Source organism: Palleronia abyssalis, assembly GCF_900302445.1.
Taxonomy (GTDB): Bacteria; Pseudomonadota; Alphaproteobacteria; order Rhodobacterales; family Rhodobacteraceae; genus Palleronia; species Palleronia abyssalis.
On the sequence record NZ_ONZF01000001.1, the window covers coordinates 646840 to 672583 of the forward strand.

The following is a 25744-nucleotide window of genomic DNA, read 5'->3' on the forward strand; positions in this document are numbered from 1 at the left end:
ATGTATCCGCCCGAAGCATCAGGGACAAGGAACGAGATGCCCGACCGCGACAGAGGGGCCGCGCGGCCCCTCCGCCAAATCGGAAATCAGTCGTCGGTCAGCGCCTCGGGATCGTTCTCGGTCATGCCGTCGAACTCCAGCCCGTGGCTGGCGCGGATCTTGTCCTCGATCGACAGGGCGATCGACGGGTTTTCCTTCAGGAAGGTCTTGGCGTTCTCGCGTCCCTGCCCGATCCGTTCGTCGCCATAGCTGAACCAGGCGCCGGACTTGTCGACGACCCCGGCCTTAACGCCAAGGTCCAGAAGCTCGCCCGTCTTCGAGATGCCTTCGCCATACATGATGTCGAACTCGACCTGCTTGAACGGCGGGCTGACCTTGTTCTTGACGACCTTCACGCGCGTCTGGTTGCCTACGACCTCGTCACGGTCCTTGATCGCACCGATGCGGCGAATGTCGAGCCGGACGGAGGAGTAGAATTTCAGCGCGTTGCCGCCCGTGGTCGTCTCGGGGGAGCCGAACATGACGCCGATCTTCATGCGGATCTGGTTGATGAAGATCACCGTGCAGCCCGAGCGGTGGATCGAGCCGGTCAGCTTGCGCATCGCCTGGCTCATCAGGCGGGCGTGAACGCCGACCGAGCTGTCGCCCATGTCGCCCTCAAGCTCGGATTTCGGGGTCAGCGCCGCGACCGAGTCGACGACGACCATGCTGACGGCACCGGAACGGACCAGTGTATCCGTTATCTCCAGCGCCTGTTCGCCCGTATCAGGCTGAGAGATCAGAAGCTCGTCGAGGTTCACGCCCAGCTTGCGGGCATATTGCGGGTCCAGCGCGTGTTCGGCGTCTACGAAGGCACAGACGCCGCCCTTCTTCTGCTCTTCCGCGACGCAGTGCAGCGTCAGCGTGGTCTTGCCCGAGCTTTCGGGGCCATATATCTCGACGATACGGCCCTTGGGGATACCGCCGATCCCCAGCGCGATGTCGAGACCGAGCGAGCCGGTCGATGTCGATTCGATGTCGGGAATCGGGGTATCCCCGCCCAACTTCATGATCGAGCCCTTGCCGAACTGCCGCTCGATCTGTGCAAGCGCCGAGTCGAGCGCCTTCTGCTTGTCCGCGTTCCGCTTGTCAGCCATATCGAGAATGTTCGCCGTCGCCATGAATTTCGTTCCTTTTTGCACGTCCACCGAAGGGCGGCAATGCCTGCTTCGTTCGCCTCTTGTTCTGGTTAATGTGAGACCATACCAAGAACATTGCAAGCCCCGTGGGGTCCTGGGGCGTGACTTTTCGTGTCGTCGGCAGCCCTTCGCCGTCTGGCCCGGGTGTCGATCCGACGTTCTGGATACTCTGGCACGCCAAGCTTAATTTTAGCTTTACGCGCGTCCCACCGCGAACGTCGCGTCGGAAGGGACGCGCGTCCCACCGCGAACGTCGCGTCGGAAGGGGCGGAAATGGGTGTGGACGGACCATGCGTGGATTAGGTTTCGTCCAAGGAGGTGCGCCATGATCCGACCCGAGGACCGTCTGAACACGCACGAGGTGACGAACCAGCCGGACCGCCCCGCCGCGCGGGACCCGTGGGCTGCGGATCCCACCCTGTGCGGCCACGTTGCATCCCAAGGCGGGGACGCGAAGCACCTTGCGCGGTTCGGCGCGGCCCTGTCGGACGCCTGGGCCCTGGGCGAGGATGCGCGCCGCACACCGCCTGAGCTGCGGCTTTTCGACCGGCACGGGCGCCGGCTGGACGAGGTGCGGTTCCATCCCGCCTATCACAGCCTTCTGGAATTGGGGCTCGGCGAGGGGTATGCCGCGATTCCCTGGTCCGGGGCGTCGGGCGGACACACGACCCACGCCGCGATGGTCTATCTGCTTAGCGGGGTCGAGCCGGGCGTCTGCTGCCCGATGACGATGACTTATGCGGGCGTTCCCGCGCTGGCCGCGGCGGGCTTCGATGACTGGGCCGGCAAGCTGGCCACCCCCGCCTACGACCCTGCGATCGCCGCGCCGTCGACCAAGCGCGCCCTGACCCTGGGCATGGCGATGACGGAAAAGCAGGGCGGGTCGGACGTGCGCGCCAACAGCACGCGGGCCGAACCCGCGGACGACGAGTGGCGCCTGACCGGGCACAAGTGGTTCTGCTCGGCCCCCATGTCGGACGGGTTCCTGACACTGGCACAGACAGAGGCGGGTCTTTCCTGTTTCCTGGTCCCGCGCTGGTGCGAGGACGGGTCGCGCAACGCCATCCGCCTGCAACGCCTGAAGGCCAAGCTGGGCAACACGGCCAATGCCTCGGCCGAGATCGAGTATCACGGCGCCCGGGCGCATCTGGTGGGCGAGGATGGCGACGGGATCCGCGCGATCATCCGGATGGTGCATCACACCCGGCTGGATACCGCGATGGCGCCCGCGGGGCTGATGCGCGCGGCCCTGTCCGAGGCGGCGTTCTGGGCCCGCGGGCGCAGCGCCTTCCAAAAACGCCTGATCGACCAGCCGCTGATGCAAACAGTGCTTGCCGATCTGGCCTTGGACTGGGAGGGGGCGACCGCGCTGGGATTGCGCGTGGCGCGCGCCTTCGACGAGGGCGATCCGCTGTCCCGGGTTGGCGTGGCGCTGGCCAAGTTCCTGTCGAACAAGCGCGCGCCGGTGGTCATCGCCGAGGCGATGGAGGTGCTGGGTGGCATGGGCTATGTCGACGACACGCCGATGCCAATGCTCTACCGCGAAGCGCCCCTGAACGGCATCTGGGAGGGGTCGGGCAACGTCATCTGCCTGGATATTCTGCGGACCCTACGGCGGGACGACGCCGCGCGCGACGCCCTCGATGCCGAACTGAAGGCCGCCGCGGGCGCGGATCGGGGCTTCGACGCTGCGCTTGCGGCCTTCCGCGACCGCTGGCCGAAGGACCCTCAGGAGATCGAGGCGCGGCTTTACTGCGAACGGCTGGCGGCCCTTCTGACCGCGGCGGTGCTGATCCGCGCGGCGCCCGGCGCGGTGGCCGACGGGTATGTCGCGACCCGGTTGGGCGCGGACCGGGGGCTGGTGGCCGGCGCGGTCTCGGGGCTGGACCACCGGGCGATCCTCGACCGGATCGGGGATTGAGCTTGCGCCACGCCGGGGCGATCCCACATTCAAGGCAACAGGTTTTGGCCCGGAGGTGGATGATGAAGCTGAAGAAGATGGCGATGCAGATGGCGATGGCGTTCGTCGCGGCAAAGGGCGTTCAGGCCTTCGACCGGGCCGGTGGCTTGCAGGGCGTACGCAGCAAGCTGTCACAGCGGGGCGCACAAGGCGGCGGGATCGACGGCCTTCTGGGCCAGTTCGGACTGGGCGGTCAAACCGGCGGAGCACCCGGCGGCAAGGGCGGCGCGAACTCGATCGCCGGGCTGCTTGGCGGGCTTGCGGGCGCGTCTAGCGGTGCGGCCGGCGCGCAGCGGATGCGCGGTTTGCTGGACACCACGCGCGAGACGCCCGAGGACACGCCGGAGGAAGAACAGGTTTCTGGCCTGATGGTCCGCGCGATGATCCAGGCCGCCCGCGCGGATGGCGAGATCGACGCGGACGAACGCGGCGCGATCCTTGAGATTGTCGGCGACGCAGACCCCGAGGACATGGCCTTCCTCGAACGCCAGCTGGAAGAACCCGTGGATGCGGAAACCTTGGCCCGCGACACGCCCGAGGGGCACGGAATCGAAGTCTATACCGCCGCGGTCCTGGCGATCGAGCCCGACAACCGCGCCGAGGCCGAGTTCCTGGACACGCTGGCCCGCGGCCTCGGTCTGGGACAGCAGACGGTGAACGACATCCACGTCACGCAAGGCAAGCCGCCGCTTTATACCCTGTGATCCGCACGGCGCGCCAGGCAGACGGGGCGGCGATCCGGACCTGCCTGCGCGCCGCCTTCGCACCCTACGTCCCCCTGATCGGTCGCCCCCCCGGCCCCGATGGCGGCGAATCCGGCAGACGCCATCGCCCGGGGGCACGCATATGTCAGCACTGACCCGAAGGACCGCGTGCTTGGCGTCGCGATCTTCTACCCGCTTGATGGGGCCATGTATCTGGAGACCGTTGCGGTTCATCCTCACGCGTCGGGGCGCGGTCTGGGCCGGACCCTGATCGCCCATTGCGAAGCCCGGGCCCAAGCGGACGGCCTGACCGGGGTCACTCTCTATACGAATGCCGCGATGACATCGAACCTCGCCCTTTATCCACGCCTTGGATATCGTGAAGTCGGGCGGCGGACCGAGAGCGGGTTCGACCGCGTGTTCTTCGAGAAACGGATGCCCCTCTCGTGACCGACTACCTTGTCTACGACGTCTTCACCGACCGCCCCTTCGGCGGCAATCCCCTGGCCGTGATCCCCGATGCCTCGACCCTTCCCGAGGATCGGCTTCAGCCCATCGCGCGGGAGTTCGGGTTCTCTGAAACCGTGTTCGTCCTGCCCGGCAATCCGCCACGGCTACGGATCTTCACCCCCACGCAGGAGATTCCGTTCGCCGGCCACCCCCTGATCGGCACCGCGACCGCCCTGCGGGATTTAGGGCACCCCGCCGAGATGACCCTGATGACGGGCGTCGGACCGATCCCCGCGACCGTGGCGCAGGACGCGCGGTTCACGCGGAAGACCACGCTCGAGATCCTGCACCAGCCCGACACGGATCTGGTGGCCGCGTGCCTGTCGCTGCCGCGGGACCGGATCGCCGGGGCGACCATTGCCTCGGCGGGGTTGCCATTCGTGCTGGCGGAAATCACGGACCGTGACGCCTTGGCAACCGCGAGGCCCGAGACCGGGGCGTTCCGACAGGGGCAGGACCGATACCCCCTGCCCTTCGATTTCGCAGTCTATGCGTATGTCCGGGACGGCGAGACGATCCATGCGCGCATGTTCGCCCCCTTGGACGACATCCCCGAGGACCCCGCGACCGGCAGCGCCGCCGCGGCACTTGCGCTGTTTCTCGCCGGTGACGGGCCACTGTCACTGATGATCCACCAGGGCGAGGACATGGGCCGTCCGTCCCGCATCGGGGCCGACGTCGCGGATGGCGCAGTCACGATCGCGGGCCGGGCGGTCAAGGTTATGGAGGGGCGCCTGACCCTCGGATGGGGGCTGGCCGTGCCGGCGGCGCTGGGATAAGCGCCGCTCATGACGAGCCCCAGCGAATTCCAGACCCAGAGCGGCGATAACCTTCGCGCCACCGGCTTCATGGTCGGTGCGATGGCCCTGTTCGCCAGCGAGGATTTCTTCGTCAAGCGCGTCACGGCCGACATGCCGGTGCTTCAGGCGCTGATCGTGCTGGCGATCGGCGGAGCCGTCGTCTTCGCGGTCCTGTGCGTACGGCGCAATATCCCATTTGTTTCGGCCGAGCTGCGCCATCCGCTGGTCGTGGGTCGCAACCTGTCGGAGGCCATCGCGACGGTCGCCTTCGTGACCGCGCTGTCGCTGGTACCGCTTTCGTTGGCCTCGGCGATCCTGCAATTGACACCGCTTCTGGTGACGGCGGGCGCGGCGATCTGGCTGGGCGAGACGGTCGGCTGGCGGCGCTGGACGGCGGTCGTCGTGGGATTGGTCGGCGTCTTCATCATCCTGCGACCGGGGTTCGAAGGGTTCCGCCCTTCGGCCCTGCTGGTTCTCATCGCGGCTGTCGGGTTGGCGACGCGGGACGTGATGTCGCGCCGGATCCCTAAGCGGATCCATTCGCTGCAGCTGTCGCTTTGGGCGTATGCGGCGGTGACGATCGCGGCCGGGATCTGCATGATCTTCGTGCCTACCGTCGAAAGCGCGCCCTTCCCGGTCTGGCGGGACTTGGGCGCCGCAATCGCGCTGGGGGCGGCAGCCTATATTTGCCTGACGACGGCGACGCGGATGGGGGATGTCTCGGCCGTGATTCCGTTCCGCTACACCCGCCTGTTGTTCGCTCTGATCCTGGGGATCGTATTCTTGGGCGAACGCCCCGATGCGGCGACACTGGTGGGGGCGGCCATCGTCGTGGGATCGGGCCTTTACGCCCTGATGCGCGAGCGCAAGCGCCGCAGCGAACGATAGCCTTCCCGCGATCCTTGCGATAACCGTGCGGCAACGCAAGGACGCAAGGAGATCCAACATGAGTGCGATCATCGACATCATCGGCCGCGAGATCCTCGACAGCCGGGGCAATCCCACCGTTGAAGTGGACGTCACCCTCGAGGATGGCACGACCGGCCGCGCGGCGGTGCCTTCTGGCGCTTCCACGGGGGCGCACGAAGCCGTCGAACGGCGCGACGGGGACAAGTCGCGGTACCTCGGCAAGGGCGTAACCGAAGCGGTGGCGTCGGTGAACGGCGAGATCGCCGAAGGCCTGCTGGGCATGGATGCGACCGAGCAGGAAGCGATCGACGCCCTGATGATCGAGATGGACGGGACCGACAACAAGGGTCGGCTGGGCGCAAATGCGATCCTGGGCGTCAGCCTTGCGGCCGCCAAGGCTGCGGCCGCCTTCACAATGCAGCCGCTGTTTCGCTATGTCGGCGGCACCTCGGCGCGCACCCTGCCCGTTCCGATGATGAACATCATCAACGGCGGCGAGCATGCGGACAATCCGATCGACATTCAGGAATTCATGATCATGCCGGTTTCGGCCCCGAATATCCGCGAGGCCGTGCGGATGGGCGCCGAGGTTTTCCATACCCTGAAAAAGGAGCTGTCGGCGGCCGGTCTGTCCACCGGGATCGGGGACGAGGGAGGCTTCGCGCCCGACATCAAGTCCACCCGGGATGCACTTGATTTCATTATGAGGTCCGTCGAAAAGGCCGGGTACACGCCGGGCGAGGACATCATGCTGGCCCTGGATTGCGCCGCGACCGAGTATTACCAAGGCGACAGCTACGAGATGAAGGGCGAAGGCGCGTCGCTGTCGTCCGCGCAGAACGTCGACTACCTTGAGAAGCTCTGCGACGAGTACCCGATCCTGTCGATCGAGGACGGCTGTTCCGAGGATGACTGGGACGGCTGGAAGATGCTCACCGACCGTCTTGGCGACCGGGTTCAGCTTGTGGGCGACGACCTGTTCGTCACCAACCCCAAGCGTCTGGCCGATGGAATCGCGAAGGGCTGCGCAAACTCGATGCTGGTTAAGGTCAACCAGATCGGCACCCTGTCCGAGACGCTGAAGGCCGTCGATATGGCCCATCGCGCCCGCTATACCAACGTGATGTCCCACCGCTCGGGCGAGACCGAGGACGCGACCATCGCCGACCTCGCCGTCGCGACGAATTGCGGGCAGATCAAGACCGGCTCGCTGTCGCGGTCGGACAGGCTTGCGAAGTACAACCAGCTGATCCGGATCGAGGAGTTGCTGGGCGAGACCGCGCGCTATGCGGGCACGTCGATCCTGCGCACGAAGTGACCGACCGGCGGGCGGTTCAGGCCGCCCGCCGTACCCGGTGACCTGAGGGCATTCCGATTGAAGAAACGGCGGGGCGCTGTTATCCCGGTTGCATGTCCAAGTTCACGCCCCTCGTCGCCTGCGGCAACTGCCCTATCCGCCACAACGCCGTGTGCGCCCAGTGCGATTCCGACGAGCTTGCGACGCTTGAACGGCTGAAAAGCTACAAGGTCTATCCGGCCGGCGCGCGGCTGTCGGATGCGGGAATGCCGCTGACGCATTTCAGCTCGATCGTCGAAGGCTGCGCGACGATGTCGAAGACGCTCGAGGATGGGCGACGGCAGACTGTCGGTCTTCTTCTTCCGTCGGACTTCATCGGACGCCCGGGCCGTACCACATCGGCCTATGACGTCGAGTCGCTGACGGAAGTGAAGCTTTGCCGGTTCGAGCGCGTTGAGTTCGAGCGTCTTGTTCAGACCACCCCCCATATCGCCAACCGCCTGCTGACGATGACGCTGGACGAGCTGGACGCCGCGCGGGACTGGTCCGTCGTCCTGGGCCGGCTTACCGCGCGCGAGAAGGTGGCGGCCTTCCTCGTTAGCCTCGCGCGCCGCCTCGCCAGCGTCCAAGGCAAGCGCAATGCCGGATCGGGCGTGATGATCCACCTGCCCCTGTCTCGCGAGGCGATGGCCGACCATCTGGGCCTGACGCTGGAGACGACGAGCCGCCAGGTCTCGGCCTTGCGCCGCGATGGCGTGATCGAGACCTCGTCTAACCGTGACATTCGCATTCCCGACTTCGAGAGGCTGGCCATCGAGGCCGGAGAAGATGACGATGGCGGTCTGATCGTCTGACCTAGCGGGCGAGCAGCAACGTCAGACCTGTCTGTTCCAGCATCGCGCGCGTGACGCCGCCCAGCAGCATCTCGCGCAGGCCGCGGTGTCCGAAAGCGCCCATCACGCACAGATCCATCCCGTTTTCCCGGCCATAGGCGCACAAGACATCGGCGATCCGGCGGTTCGCCCTCGGCAGCGCGACGACGGAGGCGGCCACGCCGTGGCGATCCAGCATCACGGCCACCCCGCGCCCGGCGCTGTCGGCCGCGGGATCGACGCAGACGATCTGCACCTCTTTCGCATCCCCCAGGATCGGCAAGGCGGCACGGATCGCCGCCAGCGCGACCTCGCTTCCGTCCCAAGCCAACATGATCCTCTCGAAACCCGGGTCGATTCCTTCGGGCACCGTCAGGATGGGCACCCGGGCGATATGCAGCACCGTTTCAATCAGGCCGTCGATGTCGATCTCGGCGCTTGCGGCTTGGGGCAGGACGACAAGATCCGCGAACCGCGCGTCGGACGCGAAAAGCCGGCTGATATCGACCGCAGAGTTCGGGATGTCGATGGACCACGGGAAGGACTGCGCGCCGAGCCGGCTGCGCACGCGCGCCTCTAGCCCTTCGAGGTCGTCGATCGGGACATCCACCAGGATCGGACCGCCAATTGCCATAGCCGAGCCTGAAAGTGCACTGACGTCCAGCCGCCGTTCCGCGACACACATCACGTCGAGATGCGCCGACCACCGACCGGCGCAGGAAATCGCGCCTTCCAGCGCATCGTGCCCCGAGGGTGTGGCGATGGTCGAGATCGTCTTGGGGGTCATGGTCGGTCCTCCGTCATGGGGCATTGGCCCGAAAAGGGCATTCGCCCCGAATATGGCGCCATGAAGACACGAGATCCGCGTGTGATCCTTGATCCATGTCAAGGCGAGGGCTCACGCCGCCGTGCGAGAGGTCCATCCGTGCCGACAAGGGGCAGGACCGTTTCGCAGGAGATAAGATGGAGTATGCAAAGCTCTTCGTGCTGGCGCTGATCGCGCTGTTGGCGGCGATTGCCGCGGATTGGGGGCGAGATCTTGCCTACAGCACGCACGCCGTCATCATCATGCTCGTCGCGGGGGGGCTGTTCCTGTGGGAACTGCGCCACGTGGACGAGCCGCGCCAGATCGCCCACGCGGGCGAGTATATGGACGGCCCTATCCGCGCAGGCGTCATCGCAACTGCCTTTTGGGGTATCGCAGGCTTCCTGGTGGGCACCTTCATCGCCTTCCAGCTGGCCTTCCCGGTGTTGAACTTCGACTGGTCCGAAGGATTCGCCAATTTCGGCCGCCTGCGCCCGCTGCATACCAGCGCGGTCATCTTCGCCTTCGGCGGCAACGCCCTGATCGCGACGTCGTTCTACGTGGTTCAGCGCACCAGTGCCGCACGCCTCTGGGGCGGAAACGCAGCGTGGTTCGTGTTCTGGGGCTACCAATTGTTCATCGTGCTGGCCGCGACAGGCTATCTGTTGGGCGCCACGCAGTCGAAAGAATACGCCGAGCCCGAGTGGTACGTCGACATCTGGCTGACCATCGTGTGGCTGGTCTATCTTGCCGTCTACCTTGGCACGATCATCAAGCGGCGCGAGCGACACATCTACGTCGCCAACTGGTTCTTCCTGGCCTTCATCGTGACCGTCGCGATGCTGCATGTGGTCAACAACCTGTCGATCCCGGTCAGCATCTGGGGCAGCAAGTCCGTGCAGGTCTTCGCGGGCGTGCAGGATGCCATGACCCAGTGGTGGTACGGCCACAACGCGGTGGGCTTCTTCTTGACGGCCGGGTTCCTGGGGATGATGTACTACTTCGTCCCCAAGCAGGCCGGCCGCCCGATCTACAGCTACAAGCTGTCGATCATCCACTTCTGGGCGCTGATCTTCCTCTATATCTGGGCCGGTCCGCACCACCTGCACTATACCGCCCTGCCCGACTGGGCCGCGACGCTGGGGATGGTGTTCTCGGTCATGCTGTGGATGCCCAGCTGGGGCGGCATGATCAACGGCCTGATGACGCTGGAAGGCGCGTGGGACAAGATCCGCACCGACCCGATCATCCGGATGTTCGTGGCCTCCCTCGCCTTCTACGGCATGTCGACCTTCGAAGGCCCGATGATGTCGATCCGCGCGGTGAACTCGCTGTCACACTACACCGACTGGACCATCGGCCACGTCCACTCCGGCGCGCTCGGCTGGAACGGGCTGATCACCTTCGGCTGCCTCTATTACCTGACGCCGAAGCTGTGGGGTCGCCAGCAGATGTACTCGATGGGGGCGATCAACGCGCATTTCTGGCTCGCGACGATCGGAATCGTCTTCTACGCGGCCTCGATGTGGGTGACCGGCATCATGGAAGGCCTGATGTGGCGCGAGGTCGATGCCAACGGCTTCCTCGTCAACTCCTTCGCCGACACCGTTGCCGCCAAGTTCCCGATGTACGTGGTGCGCGGCCTGGGCGGTGTCCTCTACCTCGCCGGTGGGCTGATCATGGTCTGGAACATGTGGATGACCATCCGCAGCCCGCAGTCCCGTCCCGCCACCGCCCAAGTTCCCGCGGAGTGACCTCATGAGCAACGATAACGAGAAAATCCCCGGGCCCGAGAACGACCCGAAGGTGACGCAACCCGGCGATACGGGCGTACCGAACGAGCTTCCGCACCATTCGAAGTTCATCGACAAGCACGCGATCCTGGAACGCAACGCCACGCTGCTTCTGGTCACGTCCTTCCTGGTCGTCACAATCGGCGGCATCGTCGAGATCGCGCCGCTGTTCTGGCTGGAGAACACGATCGAGGAGGTCGAGGGGGTGCGTCCCTACTCGCCCCTCGAACTGGCCGGGCGCGACATCTACATCCGCGAGGGCTGCTATGTCTGCCACAGCCAGATGATCCGCCCCATGCGGGACGAGGTCGAGCGCTACGGGCATTACAGCCTCGCCGCCGAGTCGATGTACGACCACCCGTTCCAGTGGGGGTCCAAACGCACCGGGCCGGACCTGGCCCGCGTCGGGGGGCGATACTCGGACGAGTGGCACGTGGATCACTTCGCCGACCCGCAATCGGTGGTCCCCGAAAGCGTCATGCCCAAGTACGACTACCTTGCCCGAACCCGGATCGACGGCGAGCATGTCGACGAGTTGCTCGAGACCCACGCGCTTGTCGGCGTGCCTTACACCGAGGAGATGATCGAAACCGCCCAAGCCGATTTCCGGGTGCAGGTCGATCCGTTCGGGGACATCGACGGGCTTCTGGAACGCTATCCCGGCGCGCAGGTCCGCAACTTCGACGGCCGCGAAGAGCTGACCGAGATGGACGCGCTGATCGCCTATCTCCAGATGCTCGGCACGCTGGTCGATTTTTCGACCTTCACCGCTGACGCAAGCCGCTAAGGAAGGCGCCGATCATGCACGACACATACACCATCCTGCGCGAAATCGCAGACAGCTGGGTGCTTCTGGCGATGACCGTCTTCTTCATCGGCTGCTGCCTGTGGGCATTCCGCCCCGGCAGCCGGGCATTGCACGACGACGCCGCGATGGCGCCGTTCCGCGAGCCGCCCCATCTCGCGGGGTGCTCCAACGCCTGCCTCGATTGCAGCTGCGCCCGGACCCTGGAGGACCTGAAATGAGCAAGCGCCGCATCGACGATGTGACCGGAACCGAAACGACCGGCCACGAATGGGACGGCATCGAAGAGCTGAACAACCCCCTGCCCCGTTGGTGGCTGTGGACCTTCTATGGAACGGTTGCCTTCTCGGTCGTCTACATGATCCTCTATCCCGCGATCCCGCTGATCAACGGCGCGACCGGCGGCGTTCTGGGGTGGTCGCAACGTGGCGACGTCGCGGCCGAGATCGCGGCCGTCGACGCCGCTCAGGCCGACATGCGCGCCTCGCTGACCGAGGTCGACCTGGCCGCCGTCAGCCTGAACCCCGAGCTTCTGTCCTTCGCGACGAACGCGGGCGCTGCGGTCTTCCGGACCAACTGTTCGCAATGCCACGGCTCGGGCGCGGCGGGGGCGTTGGGTTATCCCAACCTGCTGGACGATGCATGGCTGTGGGGCGGCACGCTGGAGGACATCGCCTATACGGTGCGCCACGGCATCCGCAACGAAGTCGACCCGGACGCGCGGTACAGCCAGATGCCGGCCTTTGGCGAGATGCTGACCGAGGAGGAGATCGCCACCCTCGTCGCCCACGTCCAGTCCCTGCCCGAGGGGCAGGATCCGCTGGCAGGTCCGGGCGGAGAGCTGTTCGACATGAACTGTTCGTCCTGCCACGGCCTGGACGCGCAAGGCGACAGGTTCCTGGGGGCGCCCAACCTGACGGACGCGATCTGGCTTTACGGCAATTCGGACGACCAGCTGACCGAGGTGATAACGGAAGGACCGTTCGGCGTAATGCCGCCATGGGGCGGCCGCCTGACCGAAGCCGAGGTGCGCGCCGTGGCCACGTATGTTCACGGCCTGGGCGGTGGTGAGACCCAAGTGGGAGAGAACGACAACATCGAATAGGCGGCCCAAGCGCATCTGTTCGCGCGTTTGGCGCGGGTCGCCTCGGGGCGGCGGTCGGGAGGGGCCGCCGCCCCAACTGCGTCAGGCTGCCACATGTTGATCCATGTCAAGGAAGCAGCCCCCGACGCGCCTTAGGGAGAGACTGCGAACAGGAAAGACCCCCCCTCATGTCCGAGCATTCGACATCCCTCTATGCCGCGCGCGTGCCGATTTTCCCGCGCCGCGTCTCCGGCTTTTACCGCAACCTGAAATGGTGGATCATGGGCCTGACGCTCGCGGTCTACTACATCACGCCGTGGCTTCGGTGGGATCGGGGCCCGAACCTGCCCGACCAGGCGGTTCTGGTCGATCTGGCGAACCGGCGATTCTATTTCTTCTGGATCGAGATCTGGCCCCACGAATTCTATTTCGTCGCGGGGTTGCTGGTCATGGCAGGTTTGGGACTGTTCCTGTTCACGGCCGCGCTGGGGCGGGTCTGGTGCGGCTATGCCTGCCCGCAGACGGTGTGGACCGACCTTTTCCTGATGGTCGAGCGCTGGGTGCAGGGGGACCGCAACGCACGAATGCGCCTGCGCAACGCGCCGATGTCCCCGCGAAAGGCAACGCTTTTGGGCACGACGTGGACGATCTGGCTGCTGATCGCCTTGGCGACAGGTGGGGCATGGGTTTTCTACTTTACCGACGCCCCAACGCTGGCGCGCGATCTGGTCGCGTTCCAGGCCCCCGGCGTGGCCTACATGACAATCGCCATCCTGACCGCCACGACCTTCATCTTCGGCGGCTTCATGCGCGAGCAGATATGCATCTACATGTGCCCCTGGCCGCGCATCCAGGGCGCCATGATGGATGAAGGCACGCTGACCGTCGCCTATCGGGACTGGCGGGGAGAGCCGCGCGGAAAGGGTTTGCGTCGCCGGGAGGCCGCGTCCGACCTGCGCGTGACCGGGCCGCAAATCGGCGGGCGCAGTCCGCTGATCCCGATGCCGGGGGTGCGGGACACGAAGATCGTCGGCGCAGCGCCCGCGCCGGCGTCGATCGCAGGTCCCGGCGACTGCATCGACTGCAATGCCTGCGTCAACGTCTGCCCTATGGGGATCGACATCCGCGACGGGCAGCAGATGGCCTGCATCACCTGCGCGCTGTGCATCGACGCCTGCGACCAGGTGATGGCCAAGATCGGCCAACCGCGAGGCCTCATCGACTACGTCGCCCTTTCGGATGCCCCGCGCGAGGCGGCGGGTGGCGCGCCCATCCCGGCCTGGCGCCACGCCATGCGCCCGCGCAACTTCCTCTATACCGGGCTTTGGTCCTTGGTGGGCATCCTGCTGGTCGTTGCCCTGTTCGTCCGCCCCGATATCGAGATGACGGTCTCCCCGATCCGCAACCCCACATACGTGGCGCTCTCGGACGGCAGCGTGCGAAACGTCTATGACGTGCGGCTGCTCAACAAGCATGGCGAGGCGCGGCAGTTCCTGCTGTCGCCGTCCCTCGGTCCGGACCTGACGCTTCAGATCGAGGGGCAGCCGGGCAACACGCTTACTGTCCCGGCCGACACGCAGCAACTGACGCGGGTCTATCTGACCGCGCCCCCGGGTTCCGAAGCCGCCGCAGAGGATCGGACCGAGCTTCGGCTGTGGGTGGTCGATCTGGAAGGGGGCGAACGAGCCCATGTCGACACGGTCTTCAACGGAAAGGGAACGCAATGACCGCACTGACCGGAAAGCACGTGGCCGCGATGTTCGTGACCGGCTTCGGCATAATCATCGGCGTGAACCTGACCCTTGCCACACAGGCCGTACGCACCTTTCCCGGGCTCGAGGTCGCGAACTCCTACGTCGCCAGCCAGTCCTTCGACGCGCGCCGCGCTGCACAACAGGCACTGGGATGGACCGCCGATGTGGCCTATGGGGAAGGCCGCCTGTCGCTGGACCTGACCGGCCCCGATGGCGGCCCCGCTGACGTGGCCACCCTGGCATTGCATATCGAGCGGCCGACCGAGGCGCGGGACGACCGCCCGCTGACCCTGGACGCTGAGGGCGGGGCGGCTCTCGATCTGGATCCCGGGGTCTGGCGTCTGGATATCGTGGCAACGGCCGCCGACGGCACCGCGTTCGAGCAGCGCGTGCTGTTCGAGGTGCCGCGATGAGCATGGCCTGCCCCGCCTGCGCCGGGATGCCGCCCCCGCAGGCGGCCCCGGGCGATCGGGCGCCGACCCATGTTTTGCACCTGCCCGACATTCATTGCGCGGGCTGCATCGCGGGGGTCGAGACGGCGCTGATGGCACGTTCTGGCGTGCAGGAGGCGCGGGTCAACCTGACGCTGAAGCGGGTGTTCGTCAGCGCGCCGGGCCTTGCCGCGACCGATCTGGTCGAAACGCTTGCGCAGGCAGGCCACCGGGCCCAACGGCTGGACGCCGCGCGCATGGGCGGAGAGGAGCGCGCCGCACGTGATCTTCTGATGCGCATCGGCGTCGCTGGCTTTGCTATGATGAACGTGATGCTTCTGTCCGTCGCGGTCTGGTCCGGCGCGGCCGGCGCGACGGAGAAACTGTTCCACCTGATTTCCGCCGCCATCGCCCTGCCCGCAGTCGCCTATTCCGCCCGCCCCTTCTTCGCCTCGGCCCTCGGGGCGTTGCGCGGCGGGCGGCTGAACATGGACGTTCCGATCTCGCTTGCGATCATGCTTGCCACGGCTGTGTCCCTTGCGACCGCTTTGGGGTTCGGGGACCAGTCGGGTTGGTTCGACGCGGCGCTTGCGCTGACGTTTTTCCTATTGGTGGGGCGCTACCTCGACCGGGCGGGGCGCGCTTCGGCCCGGTCCGCGGCGGCCGAGCTTGCCGCGTTGGAAGCACCGCAGGCCCTGCTGATCGAAGGCGGGACCGAGCGTATCGTGGACGCTGACAACCTTGCCGCGGGCGATCTGATCCGGGTGCGACCGGGCGACCGCATTCCGGCGGACGGCACGATCCTGTCGGGGCGCACGGATCTGGATCGATCCGCCCTGACCGGCGAGAGCGCGCCCGAAAGCGCGGGCGTGGGGGATTCCGTCGCGGCGGGAGAGACCTGCCTGACCGGCGCGCTGGAGGTACGCGTTGATCGTGCCGGACGCGAGACCGGGCTGGCCCGCATGGCCGAGCTCGTCGCCACCGCCGAGACGCAGCGCACCCGCTACACCGGGTTGGCTGACAGGGCAGCGCGCATTTATGCCCCTGCCGTGCATCTTCTGGGCGCGGGGGCTTTCGTGGCGTGGCTGTGGGCCACGGGGGACGGGTGGCGGTCGCTGGATGTCGCGATCTCGGTCCTTGTGATCACGTGCCCTTGCGCGCTGGGTCTGGCGATCCCGGCCGTGTCGACCATTGCGACGGGACGGCTGTTCCGCGCGGGCCTTCTGGTGACGTCGCGGACCGCGCTCGAACGCCTGTCCGAAGTGGATTTGGTGGTGTTTGACAAGACAGGAACGCTGACGTCCGGCACGCCTGTTCTGGAAGGAATGCCCAATCCCGTCGATCTGGCCGTGGCCGCCGGGTTGGCCCAATCCTCGAACCACCCGGTCTCGCGCGCTATCGTCGCGGCAGCCAAAGAGCGCGGGATTGAACCACGTGTGCCGGACCACCCAGCCGAAAAGGCAGGACAAGGCGTCGAAGGCCTTCTTGGCGGACGACCCGTACGGCTGGGTCGAAAAGAGTGGATTGGCGCGAAGGGCGATGCCGCCGTCTGGCTCCGGCTTGGGGATGCGCCGCCAGTCCCCTTCACCACCCGTGAAACGCTGCGCGACGAAGCGGCAGACACCATCGCGACACTGCGCAGCGACGGGTACGAGGTCGCGCTTCTGTCGGGCGATACGGCATCGGCTGTAGCCCGGATCGCCGCAACCCTGGATATCGACCGCGCGGAGGCCGGGATGACGCCCGAGCAGAAGGTTGCCTGGGTCGAGGATGCGGCACGACAGGGGCGGAAGGTTCTGATGGTAGGCGACGGACTGAACGACACCGGGTGCCTTGCCGTCGCCCATGCCGGGATCGCCCCCGGATCCGGGCTGGATGCTGCGCGCAGTGCATCGGATGTGGTGCTGCTGTCGGGCGGTTTGCCCGGGGTCGTCAAGGCCTTGCGGACGGCACGCCAATCCGCAGCGCGCATGCGGCAGAACATCGGGCTGGCCGCAGCTTACAACGCTGTCTCGATCCCCGTGGCGCTGTTGGGGCTGGCCTCGCCCGTCCTTGCGGCACTTGCCATGTCGACCTCATCCCTGACAGTATCGGCCAACGCGATGAGGCGGATGCGATGAACGTTCTGGCCATTCTGATCCCGGTTTCCGTCACGCTAGGGCTGGCCGGGCTGGGCGCGTTCCTCTGGACCCTGAAGAGCGGACAGTACGACGACCCGGCGGGGGATCAGGCACGCGCGCTCAGCGATCGGTTCGACGACAACCCGCCCTCCTGAAACCCCGCTGGACAGGAGATGCCGTCGCCATCACTGTCGGCCCATGCGCCTGTTTCTTGCCCTGATCCTTCTGGCGGCCTGTGCCCGTGGTCCCGAAACCGTCCCGCCCCCTGCCCCGGACGTGCTGCGCGTGGCAAGCTACAACGTCCATTACATCGACCTGAACGCCGCATCGGGCGACTGGTCGCGCGCCGATTGGGAGGTGCGCAAAGGCCCCATGGCCGACGCAGTCGGTGCGCTGAACGCGCATGTGATCGCGTTCCAGGAAATGGAGAGCTTTCGCCGCGGCTCTGACGGCGGCATCAATCTGGCCCGCGACTGGTTGTTGGCGCAACACCCGGATTTCCGGGTCGCCGCGGTGGGCAACTGGCGCGACTTCCCCTCGACCCAGCCGATCTTCTATCGCCCCGACCGTCTGCGGCTTCAGGATGAGGGCTGGTATTTCTTCTCTCCCACGCCGGACGTGATCTATTCGCGCAGCTTCGACGGCTCGTATCCGGCGTTCGCGTCCTGGGCCCGGTTCGAGGATCGCAACACAGGGAACAGCGTGCATGTCACGAATGTGCATCTGGATGCGTTCAGCCGGGTGAACCGCGATGGCGGCACACGGTTGATCGTCGACCGGGTGGCCCCCCTGATCGAGGCGGGGGATACAGTGATCCTGGCAGGCGACATCAATGCCGTGCGGGGAATGGCGCCGATCAGAATGCTGCAAGACGCGGGACTGACCTTCGCGCCGGTGACAGGAACAACCTATCACTTCGACCGCGGGCTGCACCTGTTCGGCGCCATCGACCACGTCGCCGTCGCCAATGCCGCCATCGCGGCCGAGCCGGTGGTCTTGCGACGGCAGTTCCAAGGCGAATGGCCCAGCGACCATTATCCTGTGATCGTCGACTTGAGTTACTGACAGGACCTACGGACTGGCCCTACTGACGGGGGAAGACGAAGCAGCGGTCCCGGCGGATCGCCAGCCACATGGGCGTGCCGGGCTTGGGCAAAAAGACCGAAGGCACCGTGGCCGACATGACCCCGCCGGCATCCAGACGGAACTCGACAAGGCTTTCCTTGCCGATGAACCGCGATCGGGTGACAACCGCGCGCGCAGGCGTGCCGTCCTGCGGCGTCGGGTTCGGACCGCGGCCTGCCCGATCGAAATCGATGCGCACGTGCTGTGGGCGGATGACGATGTCGACCTCTGTCCCGTCGGGGACGCCGGGGGCCAGGAACTGGCCGAACGGCGTATCCGTCAGGGCTCCATTAACCTCACCCTCAATCACGTTGATATCGCTGAAAAATGCCGCCGCGGCCCGGTCCGCGGGATTGTTGTAGATATTGTAGGGCGCGCCCATCTGGACGATGTCCCCGCGGCGCATCAGCGCGATCTCGTCAGCCATGCGCATGGCCTCCTCGGGCTCGTGTGTAACCAGAAGGACAGCCGTGCCTTCCTCTTTCAAAACGCTCAGGGTCTCGTCCCGGATGCCGTCGCGCAAACGGTTGTCGAGCCCCGAGAACGGCTCGTCCATCAGCATGACCTGAGGGCGCGGCGCGACCGCACGGGCCAACGCCACGCGCTGCTGCTCCCCGCCCGACAGCTCATGCGGCCAAGCGTCGATATACCGGCCCATTCGGACACGATCCAGAAGCTCGCGGACGCGGTCGCGCTTGGCGGCCTTCGTCCCCTTCAACCCGAACGCGATGTTGTCGGCCACCGACAGGTGCGGGAACAGCGCGAAGTCCTGGAAGATCAGGCCGACGCCGCGCTTTTCCGGGGGCACGAAGGTCGTCGGGCCCAGGACTTCGGTCCCGTCGATGCGAATCTTGCCCGATTGCGGCGACTCGACACCGGCGATGGCGCGCAGGGTGGTCGACTTGCCGCAGCCGGACGGCCCGAGAAGACACAGGACGTCGCCGGCCCCCACGGATAAGGACACGTTGCGCACGACCTGCTGGCCGTCGAAGGCGCAGGTCAAATGCTCGATCTCCAGCCGCGGGGCGGAAGGCGTCATGGGAAATCCCGACAGGAACGGTCGGGGCCGCAGCTAGCAGCCCCGCCCCCCCGGTTCAAGCGCATCACATCGATAGGTTCACGGCCCCGCCGTCCAGGAGCACATTCTGCCCCACGATGAAGCCCGCATGCTGCGAGCAAAGGAACGCGCAGGCCGCCCCGAATTCCGCCGCGGTGCCATAGCGGCGCGCGGGGATGGTCGCCTCGCGGCCGGCGCGGGCCTCGGACAGGTCGATCCCCTTTTCCTTCGACACGCCCGTATCCAGCGCGGTCGCCCGGTCGGTATCGTGAATGCCCGGCAGAAGGTTGTTGATCGTCACGCCCGCGGACGCCACTTGCCGCGCCGTCCCGGCGACGTAGCCGGTCAGGCCGGCGCGGGCCGAGTTCGACAGTCCCAGAACGGGGATCGGCGACTTGACCGATTGCGAGGTGATATTGACCACCCGGCCCCAGCCCCGTTCCATCATCGTCGGCACACAGGCTTTCATGAGGGCGATCGGGGTCAGCATGTTCGCATCGAGCGCCTTGATGAAGTCGTCGCGGTTCCAGTCCGTCCACATGCCCGGCGGCGGACCGCCCGCGTTGGTCACAAGGATGTCGGGATGGTCCGCCAGGTCGAGGACCCGCGACCGTGCGTCCTCGGTCGTGATGTCGCCCGCAACTTCTGTCACGGAAACGCCGAACTCGCTGCGGATGGCCTCGGCGGCCTCCTGCAGGGCGTCGGCGCCGCGGGCGTTCATCACCAGGTCCACCCCCTCGGCCGCCAGCGCGCGGGCACAGCCCAGTCCCAGCCCCTTTGACGATGCTGTCACCAGCGCCCGCTTTCCCTTGATGCCCAGATCCATTCTGCCCTCCTCGATCCGTTTCGGCGAACCCTAGCGGGGGTTTCACGTACCGTCGAGGTCATGAGGACCGTTATCGAATTCGCAACAGTTCATGCTGCATAGCTGCGTTGGCCAGCCCGCCCCCGATATGAGGTTCCAAATAGCGAGGAACATTGCCAAATTTTACGAAACGTTCTAGGAATATTGAATGACGGTCCGATGCCCGCCGCGCCTTGGGGAAGGTCGCGGGGAACCTGCGTCGCCGTCGCGAGAACGAGGGCTGCCATGTCGATCGAACACCGCTCTGATCCGGGGCCGGCGCAAAGCCTGCCTGTCTATCCCGCGTGCGCTTTCACGGCCGTGGACGGCGCGAACCTTGGCGATCCCCTGACGATTGCCGAAGATCTGATTGCGGGCGACGTGTATCAGCTTTCTCCCTTCTCCGAGCGATGCCGCCTGTCGGTCTGCGCCCAGCCGGGCGCACCGTCGCTGCGCATCGCCCGCCAGACCGAAGCGGGCAATGTCGGAGCCGAAGTGCATTTGGATTGCTGCGTGACCTTCATGTCCCCTGACGGCACCGTGGTCGAGGCGCTGATCCTTGTCGAACTAGGGGGCGACGGCGAGACCATTGCCCATATCCATATCTTCCCGCTGGCCGAGATGCAGCAGCGCACCGACTATGCCATCGTGTCGATCGACCGGCGCGCCGCCCGGACCCGCTTTGCCGAGACCGCATGCGTCTCTTTCACGCGCGGCACGCGGATCACCATGGCCAACGGCGCGCAGATTCCGGTCGAGGGGCTAAACGTGGGCGACCGCGTTCTGACACGCGATCACGGGGTGCAGCAGATCCGCTGGATCGGGCGCCAGACTGTGCGCGCCCTGGGCACTTTCGCCCCGATCCGCATCGCCGAGGGAACGCTGAACAATGCGTCTGACCTTGTGGTCAGCCCGAACCACCGTTTGTTCGTCTATCAGCGACAGGATCGGCTGGGCGCAGGGCGGCGCGAGGTGCTGGTCAAAGCGAAATACCTGCTGAACGGAACCACGGTGACGCGGACCTCCGGCGGCTTCGTGGACTATTTCCAGATGCTGTTCGACCGGCACGAAATCATCTATGCTGAAGGGATCGCAGCCGAGACCCTTCTGGTCGATGATACCACTAGGGCAGCCTTGCCAGAGGATATCTCGCGGAACCTGACTCGCGACGCACCGCGTCGTGTCATGGAGCTTCGCGAAGCCCAGGTCGATGCCCGCGTCGCCGCCGACCTGTTCCGGCAGGCCAGCGTGGGCTGAGGGACCCGGCCGCTTTACTGCGCGATTGCGCCCGGCCCATGCCGCGCCTATATCGCCGCTCATGCTCGACCGTTCCCACAACGCCGCCCCGCTGCCGCCCGAGATCGCGCGCCGTCGCACTTTTGCGATCATCTCTCACCCGGATGCGGGCAAGACCACGCTGACCGAAAAGTTCCTGCTGTTCGGTGGCGCCATCCAGATGGCCGGGCAGGTGCGCGCCAAGGGTGAGGCACGACGGACCCGATCGGATTTCATGCAGATGGAGAAGGATCGCGGCATCTCGGTCTCGGCTTCGGCCATGTCGTTCGATTTTGGCGACTATCGGTTCAACTTGGTGGACACGCCGGGCCACAGCGACTTTTCCGAGGACACCTATCGCACCCTGACGGCCGTTGACGCGGCGGTCATGGTGATCGACGGCGCCAAGGGCGTCGAAAGCCAGACGCAGAAGCTGTTCGAGGTCTGCCGCCTGCGCGACCTGCCGATCCTGACCTTCTGCAACAAGATGGACCGCGAAAGCCGCGACGTGTTCGAGATCATCGACGAAATCCAGGAGAACCTGGCGATCGACGTGACGCCCGCTTCGTGGCCCATCGGGGTCGGGCGTGATTTCCTCGGCTGCTACGATATGCTGAACGACCGGCTGGAGTTATTGGACCGCGCCGACCGCAATCGCGTGGCCGAGTCGATCCGGCTGAACGGCCTGGACGATCCGAAGATGGAAGAACACATCCCGGCGCACATGCTGGAAAAGCTGCGCGAAGAGGTCGAGATGGCGCGCGAGCTGATGCCTGCCTTCGACGCGCAATCCCTTCTCGACGGCACGCTGACCCCGATCTGGTTCGGCAGCGCGATAAATTCCTTTGGCGTGAAAGAGCTGATGGAAGGGATCGGTCGATTCGGGCCCCAACCGCAGCCGCAGAAGGCCTCGCCCCGTCAGATCGCGCCAGATGAGAACAAGGTCTCGGGCTTCGTTTTCAAGGTGCAAGCCAACATGGACCCCAAGCACCGCGACCGGGTGGCCTTCGTGCGTCTCGCCTCGGGGCATTTCAAGCGCGGCATGAAGCTGACCCATGTGCGCACCAAGAAGCCTATGGCGGTGTCGAACCCGGTTCTGTTCCTCGCCTCGGACCGCGAACTGGCCGAGGAAGCCTGGGCCGGCGACATCATGGGCATCCCGAACCACGGCCAGCTCCGCATCGGCGATACGCTGACCGAGGGTGAAGCGCTGCGCGTGCAAGGCATCCCGTCCTTCGCGCCCGAGCTTCTGCAGAATTGCCGCGCGGGCGACCCGATGAAGGCAAAGCACCTGGACAAGGCGCTGATGCAATTCGCCGAGGAAGGCGCGGCCAAGGTCTTCAAGCCAATGCTGGGCGCAGGCTTTATCGTCGGCGTCGTCGGCGCGCTTCAGTTCGAGGTTCTGGCCAGTCGGATCGAGATGGAATACGGCCTGCCCGTCCGGTTCGAACCATCCCAATTCTCCTCCGCGCGCTGGGTGCATGGGCCCAAAGACAAGGTCGAGGCGTTCGCCCAGGCCAACAAGGGCCACATGGCGCGCGACAACGATGACGACCTGGTCTACCTGACGCGGCTGCAATGGGACATCGACCGGGTGGAGCGGGACCATCCCGACCTGACCCTGTCGGCCACCAAGGAAATGATGACGTGATCCCGCGCGCCACGGTCGCCGCGGCGCTGGATCTGCCCGCGGATACGGATGCCCTGCCCGAGGGGGACCTACCGGTCGACCGCCTTGCCCGGCGCATGCTGGATGCCATGGCGAGGCCGGACACGGATGAGACAAACCTCTGGACGCTGGACCTGTTCCACCACCTCTGTCGCAGCGCGCCCGATCTGGCGCTCGATACGGTCTTGGCCATGCTCGACGCCGCCCCGGACAGCGCCGCCGAGATCGGCGCCGGGCCGCTGACCGATCTGATGACCGCCTCAGGCGCCGAGGTAATCGACAGGATCGAGGGCGACGACCGCCCTGCCCTAACCGACGCCCTGCGCGAGGTCGACGCCACCACGTTCGAGCACCCGTTCCTGCGCGCCCGGATCGAAGCGGCGCAGGGGTGATCACCCTAGCGAATTCGGTCGACACCGCGGCGAAAGCGTTGAATTGACCTTTGCCTCCTCCCACGTTAGAGAAACCTCGGTCCGCGATGCGCGCGTGCCGATCGATGGGGCGTGCAAATTACGTCCCGTGACTGTGGTGATCCACCACCTCTATTCCGGACGTACATGACGAAATTCAGCGATTTGAAGCTGGGCCCCAAGGTCCAGAAAGCCATCGAAGAAGCGGGCTATGAAACGCCCACCCCGATCCAGGCACAGGCCATCCCGGCGGCGCTTGAGGGGCGGGACGTTCTGGGCATCGCCCAGACCGGAACCGGTAAAACGGCCTCGTTCACGCTTCCGATGATCACGCATCTGGCCCGGGGGCGTGCGAAAGCCCGCATGCCGCGGTCCCTGGTGCTTGCCCCGACACGTGAACTTGCCGCACAGGTGGCCGAGAACTTCGACACCTATGCCAAGCACGTGAAGCTGACGAAGGCGCTGCTGATCGGCGGCGTGTCGTTCAAGGAGCAGGATCAGCTGATCGACAAGGGCGTCGACGTCCTGATCGCCACCCCGGGCCGGCTTCTTGACCATTTCGAGCGTGGAAAGCTTCTGCTGACCGACGTGAAGATCATGGTGGTGGACGAGGCTGACCGGATGCTCGACATGGGGTTCATCCCCGATATCGAACGCATCTTCTCGCTGGTCCCCTTCACGCGGCAGACGCTGTTCTTCTCGGCCACCATGGCGCCCGAGATCGAGCGTATCACGAACACTTTCCTGTCCAGCCCCCACCGGGTCGAGGTTGCCCGCCAAGCCACCGCTTCGGAGACGATCGCGCAGGCCGTGCTGGAATTCAAACCGTCCCGGCGCGATCGGGCGGCTTCGGAAAAGAGGCGTGCTCTGCGCGAACTGATCGACCGCGAGGGCGACAAGCTGACCAATGCCATCGTGTTCTGCAACCGAAAGACTGATGTGGATACTGTTTCCAAATCCCTGAAGAAATACGGCTACGACGCTGCGCCCATTCATGGCGACCTCGACCAGTCGCAACGGACGCGGACCCTTGACGGGTTCCGCGGGGGCGAGTTGCGGATCCTCGTCGCCTCTGACGTCGCCGCTCGTGGTCTCGACGTGCCGTCGGTCAGCCACGTGTTTAATTTCGACGTTCCCGGACATGCCGAGGACTATGTTCACCGAATCGGCCGGACGGGCCGCGCAGGGCGCGAGGGCAAGGCGATCACCATATGCCAACCGTCCGACGAGAAGAATCTCGAGGATGTGGAACGTCTTCTGGGCAAGCCTATTCCGCGCGTTGAGCTAGAGGCGCACGCTGAGGCTCCTGCCAAGAACGAGGAAGAGGCCGGAACGCCCAAACCCGAAAGACGGTCCTCCCGCCGCCGCAGCAAAGAGGTTGAACCCGCCAATGTGGCCGAGCCTGCGCAAGATGTCGAGCCGGTCAAGCAGGCGGACGCTGAACCGGCCGCCAATGCCCCCGCGAAGGACGAAAAGCCGAAACCCCAGCGCGGTCGGGGATCCCGCCAAGGCGGACGGGATAACAATCGCGACAGGGACGTCATCGGCATGGGCGATCATCTACCCAGCTTCATCGAAAAAAGCTTCGAGGAGCGGCTGGCGTCCTGACCCCGGCCATTCACGCGATCGCGTATTGTCCGGCTTCGGCCGGATGATACAGTGATAATCATGCGATATTTCTTTCTCTCCCTCCTTCTGATGGGAACGCCGGCGCTGGCCGAAGATTTCTGCCGCGCTGAAGTCAATGACACCGAAATCCTGATCGATCGGGACACCGTCGATGCGGATCGGCCGGGGCTGCGCGAAAGTCTCCGCCGGTGGCCGACGGGCGGAATCGACCGCCTCCGTGGCCGCGAACCAGTTTGCGATAGCCAGACGTTGATCGCCTTCCTCGCGTCGGAGGTGCCGGAGGCGCAGATCGACGGATACTGTCTGGCCAACGATCCCGAGGCGGGCTTCCTGCTGGTCCCGGGCGCGCGTGACTATCGCGGTCGCTGCACCGCCACCACGTGCGACCTGGTCAATGCGGCCCGTGACGGGGCGGGCGGTGTGGCCGGCACGGCTGCCGATCTCGTTATCGGCCGTGGCGAGGATCAAAGCCGGACCGACGCCGTCATCCATGCGTCCGGCGCGGCGATCCTGTCTGGCTCCGCAGCCTCGATCCTGGGTACCCTCGGGACAGGCGCATCGACGGCTATGACCGCCGCTCTGGCGGCGCCGGCCGTTGCCGGGGCCGCTGCCGTCAGCGTCGTCGCCATCGGCGGCGCGGTGTACCTTTGCAGCGGAGAATGACCGGCATTTACTTCGAGTTTGATCTCTCAATCTTTCCGCAAGCCTGACGG

25 protein-coding genes are annotated in these 25744 nt (G+C 65.8%); 21 read left to right on the forward strand and 4 right to left on the reverse strand.

Annotated features, from left to right (window positions below; genetic code table 11):
- Positions 1–86: 86 nt before the first annotated feature.
- Positions 87–1160 carry a recombinase RecA gene (recA, locus tag PAA8504_RS03250; RefSeq protein WP_146190442.1) on the reverse strand — a complete coding sequence of 358 codons (1074 nt, stop codon included), beginning with the start codon at positions 1158–1160 and terminating at the stop codon, positions 87–89.
- Positions 1161–1503: 343 nt separating this feature from the next.
- Between recA and PAA8504_RS03255 the strand changes: the two genes are divergently transcribed.
- The 7 genes from PAA8504_RS03255 (at position 1504) to fnrL (ending at position 8212) form a co-directional block, all read left to right on the forward strand.
- On the forward strand, positions 1504–3099 hold the full coding sequence (locus PAA8504_RS03255) for an acyl-CoA dehydrogenase family protein (RefSeq protein ID WP_108892692.1): 1596 nt from the start codon (positions 1504–1506) through the stop codon (positions 3097–3099).
- 62 nt (positions 3100–3161) lie between these two features.
- Entirely contained in the window at positions 3162–3842 is a 681-nt protein-coding gene (locus PAA8504_RS03260) for a DUF533 domain-containing protein (protein ID WP_181375673.1), read from the forward strand.
- A gap of 99 nt (positions 3843–3941) precedes the next feature.
- Positions 3942–4292 carry a GNAT family N-acetyltransferase gene (locus tag PAA8504_RS03265; protein WP_219928892.1) on the forward strand — a complete coding sequence of 117 codons (351 nt, stop codon included), beginning with the start codon at positions 3942–3944 and terminating at the stop codon, positions 4290–4292.
- On the forward strand, positions 4289–5131 hold the full coding sequence (locus PAA8504_RS03270) for a PhzF family protein (protein ID WP_108892694.1): 843 nt from the start codon (positions 4289–4291) through the stop codon (positions 5129–5131). Before PAA8504_RS03265 ends, PAA8504_RS03270 begins: the two co-directional genes overlap by 4 nt.
- Before the next feature lie 9 nt (positions 5132–5140).
- A complete protein-coding gene (locus PAA8504_RS03275) occupies positions 5141–6040 on the forward strand; it encodes a DMT family transporter (protein ID WP_245897501.1) in 900 nt (299 codons plus the stop codon).
- A gap of 58 nt (positions 6041–6098) precedes the next feature.
- Positions 6099–7379, forward strand: a complete 1281-nt coding sequence (eno, locus tag PAA8504_RS03280; RefSeq protein ID WP_108892695.1) for a phosphopyruvate hydratase — start codon at positions 6099–6101, stop codon at positions 7377–7379.
- Positions 7380–7471: 92 nt separating this feature from the next.
- On the forward strand, positions 7472–8212 hold the full coding sequence (gene fnrL, locus PAA8504_RS03285) for a transcriptional regulator FnrL (RefSeq protein ID WP_108892696.1): 741 nt from the start codon (positions 7472–7474) through the stop codon (positions 8210–8212).
- Between the two features lies 1 nt (position 8213).
- On the opposite strand, the gene PAA8504_RS03290 is transcribed toward fnrL, so the two are convergent.
- The gene (locus PAA8504_RS03290) at positions 8214–9017 is read right to left on the reverse strand and encodes a universal stress protein (RefSeq protein WP_181375674.1); all 804 of its coding nucleotides are present in this window, start codon (positions 9015–9017) and stop codon (positions 8214–8216) included.
- A 176-nt stretch (positions 9018–9193) separates the two neighbouring features.
- Here PAA8504_RS03290 and ccoN point away from each other — a divergent pair, with 176 nt between their 5' ends.
- From ccoN to PAA8504_RS03335, 9 genes are all read left to right on the forward strand, one after another.
- Positions 9194–10789: a cytochrome-c oxidase, cbb3-type subunit I gene (gene ccoN / locus PAA8504_RS03295; protein WP_108892698.1), complete on the forward strand. Its 1596-nt coding sequence runs from the start codon at positions 9194–9196 to the stop codon at positions 10787–10789.
- Positions 10790–10793: 4 nt separating this feature from the next.
- Positions 10794–11615 (forward strand): cytochrome-c oxidase, cbb3-type subunit II, encoded by an 822-nt coding sequence (gene ccoO / locus PAA8504_RS03300; RefSeq protein WP_108892699.1) that lies wholly within the window; start codon positions 10794–10796, stop codon positions 11613–11615.
- 14 nt (positions 11616–11629) lie between these two features.
- A complete protein-coding gene (locus PAA8504_RS03305) occupies positions 11630–11854 on the forward strand; it encodes a cbb3-type cytochrome c oxidase subunit 3 (protein ID WP_108892700.1) in 225 nt (74 codons plus the stop codon).
- The gene (gene ccoP / locus PAA8504_RS03310) at positions 11851–12738 is read left to right on the forward strand and encodes a cytochrome-c oxidase, cbb3-type subunit III (RefSeq protein WP_108892701.1); all 888 of its coding nucleotides are present in this window, start codon (positions 11851–11853) and stop codon (positions 12736–12738) included. Before PAA8504_RS03305 ends, ccoP begins: the two co-directional genes overlap by 4 nt.
- Before the next feature lie 167 nt (positions 12739–12905).
- Positions 12906–14444, forward strand: a complete 1539-nt coding sequence (locus PAA8504_RS03315; RefSeq protein ID WP_108892702.1) for an RdxA/RdxB/FixG family protein — start codon at positions 12906–12908, stop codon at positions 14442–14444.
- The gene (locus PAA8504_RS03320) at positions 14441–14884 is read left to right on the forward strand and encodes a FixH family protein (protein ID WP_108892703.1); all 444 of its coding nucleotides are present in this window, start codon (positions 14441–14443) and stop codon (positions 14882–14884) included. The genes PAA8504_RS03315 and PAA8504_RS03320 overlap by 4 nt, the downstream gene beginning before the upstream one ends.
- Positions 14881–17022 (forward strand): heavy metal translocating P-type ATPase, encoded by a 2142-nt coding sequence (locus PAA8504_RS03325; RefSeq protein WP_108892704.1) that lies wholly within the window; start codon positions 14881–14883, stop codon positions 17020–17022. The genes PAA8504_RS03320 and PAA8504_RS03325 overlap by 4 nt, the downstream gene beginning before the upstream one ends.
- Positions 17019–17177, forward strand: coding sequence for a cbb3-type cytochrome oxidase assembly protein CcoS (gene ccoS, locus PAA8504_RS03330; protein ID WP_108892705.1), 159 nt, complete (start codon positions 17019–17021; stop codon positions 17175–17177). Before PAA8504_RS03325 ends, ccoS begins: the two co-directional genes overlap by 4 nt.
- A 43-nt stretch (positions 17178–17220) precedes the next feature.
- Positions 17221–18087, forward strand: a complete 867-nt coding sequence (locus PAA8504_RS03335; RefSeq protein WP_108892706.1) for an exonuclease/endonuclease/phosphatase family protein — start codon at positions 17221–17223, stop codon at positions 18085–18087.
- 19 nt (positions 18088–18106) lie between these two features.
- Here the strand turns inward: PAA8504_RS03335 and PAA8504_RS03340 are convergent, their stop codons facing one another.
- Entirely contained in the window at positions 18107–19186 is a 1080-nt protein-coding gene (locus tag PAA8504_RS03340; RefSeq protein WP_108892707.1) for an ABC transporter ATP-binding protein, read from the reverse strand.
- A gap of 64 nt (positions 19187–19250) precedes the next feature.
- Positions 19251–20030 (reverse strand): SDR family oxidoreductase, encoded by a 780-nt coding sequence (locus tag PAA8504_RS03345; RefSeq protein WP_108892708.1) that lies wholly within the window; start codon positions 20028–20030, stop codon positions 19251–19253.
- Positions 20031–20294: 264 nt separating this feature from the next.
- Between PAA8504_RS03345 and PAA8504_RS03350 the strand changes: the two genes are divergently transcribed.
- The 5 genes from PAA8504_RS03350 to PAA8504_RS03370 all read left to right on the forward strand — a co-directional run bounded on the left by PAA8504_RS03350 (position 20295) and on the right by PAA8504_RS03370 (position 25694).
- The gene (locus PAA8504_RS03350) at positions 20295–21305 is read left to right on the forward strand and encodes a Hint domain-containing protein (protein WP_108892709.1); all 1011 of its coding nucleotides are present in this window, start codon (positions 20295–20297) and stop codon (positions 21303–21305) included.
- Positions 21306–21366: 61 nt separating this feature from the next.
- A complete protein-coding gene (locus PAA8504_RS03355; RefSeq protein ID WP_108892710.1) occupies positions 21367–22974 on the forward strand; it encodes a peptide chain release factor 3 in 1608 nt (535 codons plus the stop codon).
- Positions 22971–23384, forward strand: coding sequence for a DUF6869 domain-containing protein (locus PAA8504_RS03360; RefSeq protein WP_108892711.1), 414 nt, complete (start codon positions 22971–22973; stop codon positions 23382–23384). Before PAA8504_RS03355 ends, PAA8504_RS03360 begins: the two co-directional genes overlap by 4 nt.
- Before the next feature lie 165 nt (positions 23385–23549).
- Complete coding sequence (locus PAA8504_RS03365) at positions 23550–25010, forward strand: DEAD/DEAH box helicase (RefSeq protein ID WP_108892712.1); 1461 nt, start codon at positions 23550–23552, stop codon at positions 25008–25010.
- Between the two features lie 60 nt (positions 25011–25070).
- Positions 25071–25694: a hypothetical protein gene (locus PAA8504_RS03370; RefSeq protein WP_108892713.1), complete on the forward strand. Its 624-nt coding sequence runs from the start codon at positions 25071–25073 to the stop codon at positions 25692–25694.
- Positions 25695–25744 lie beyond the last annotated feature (50 nt).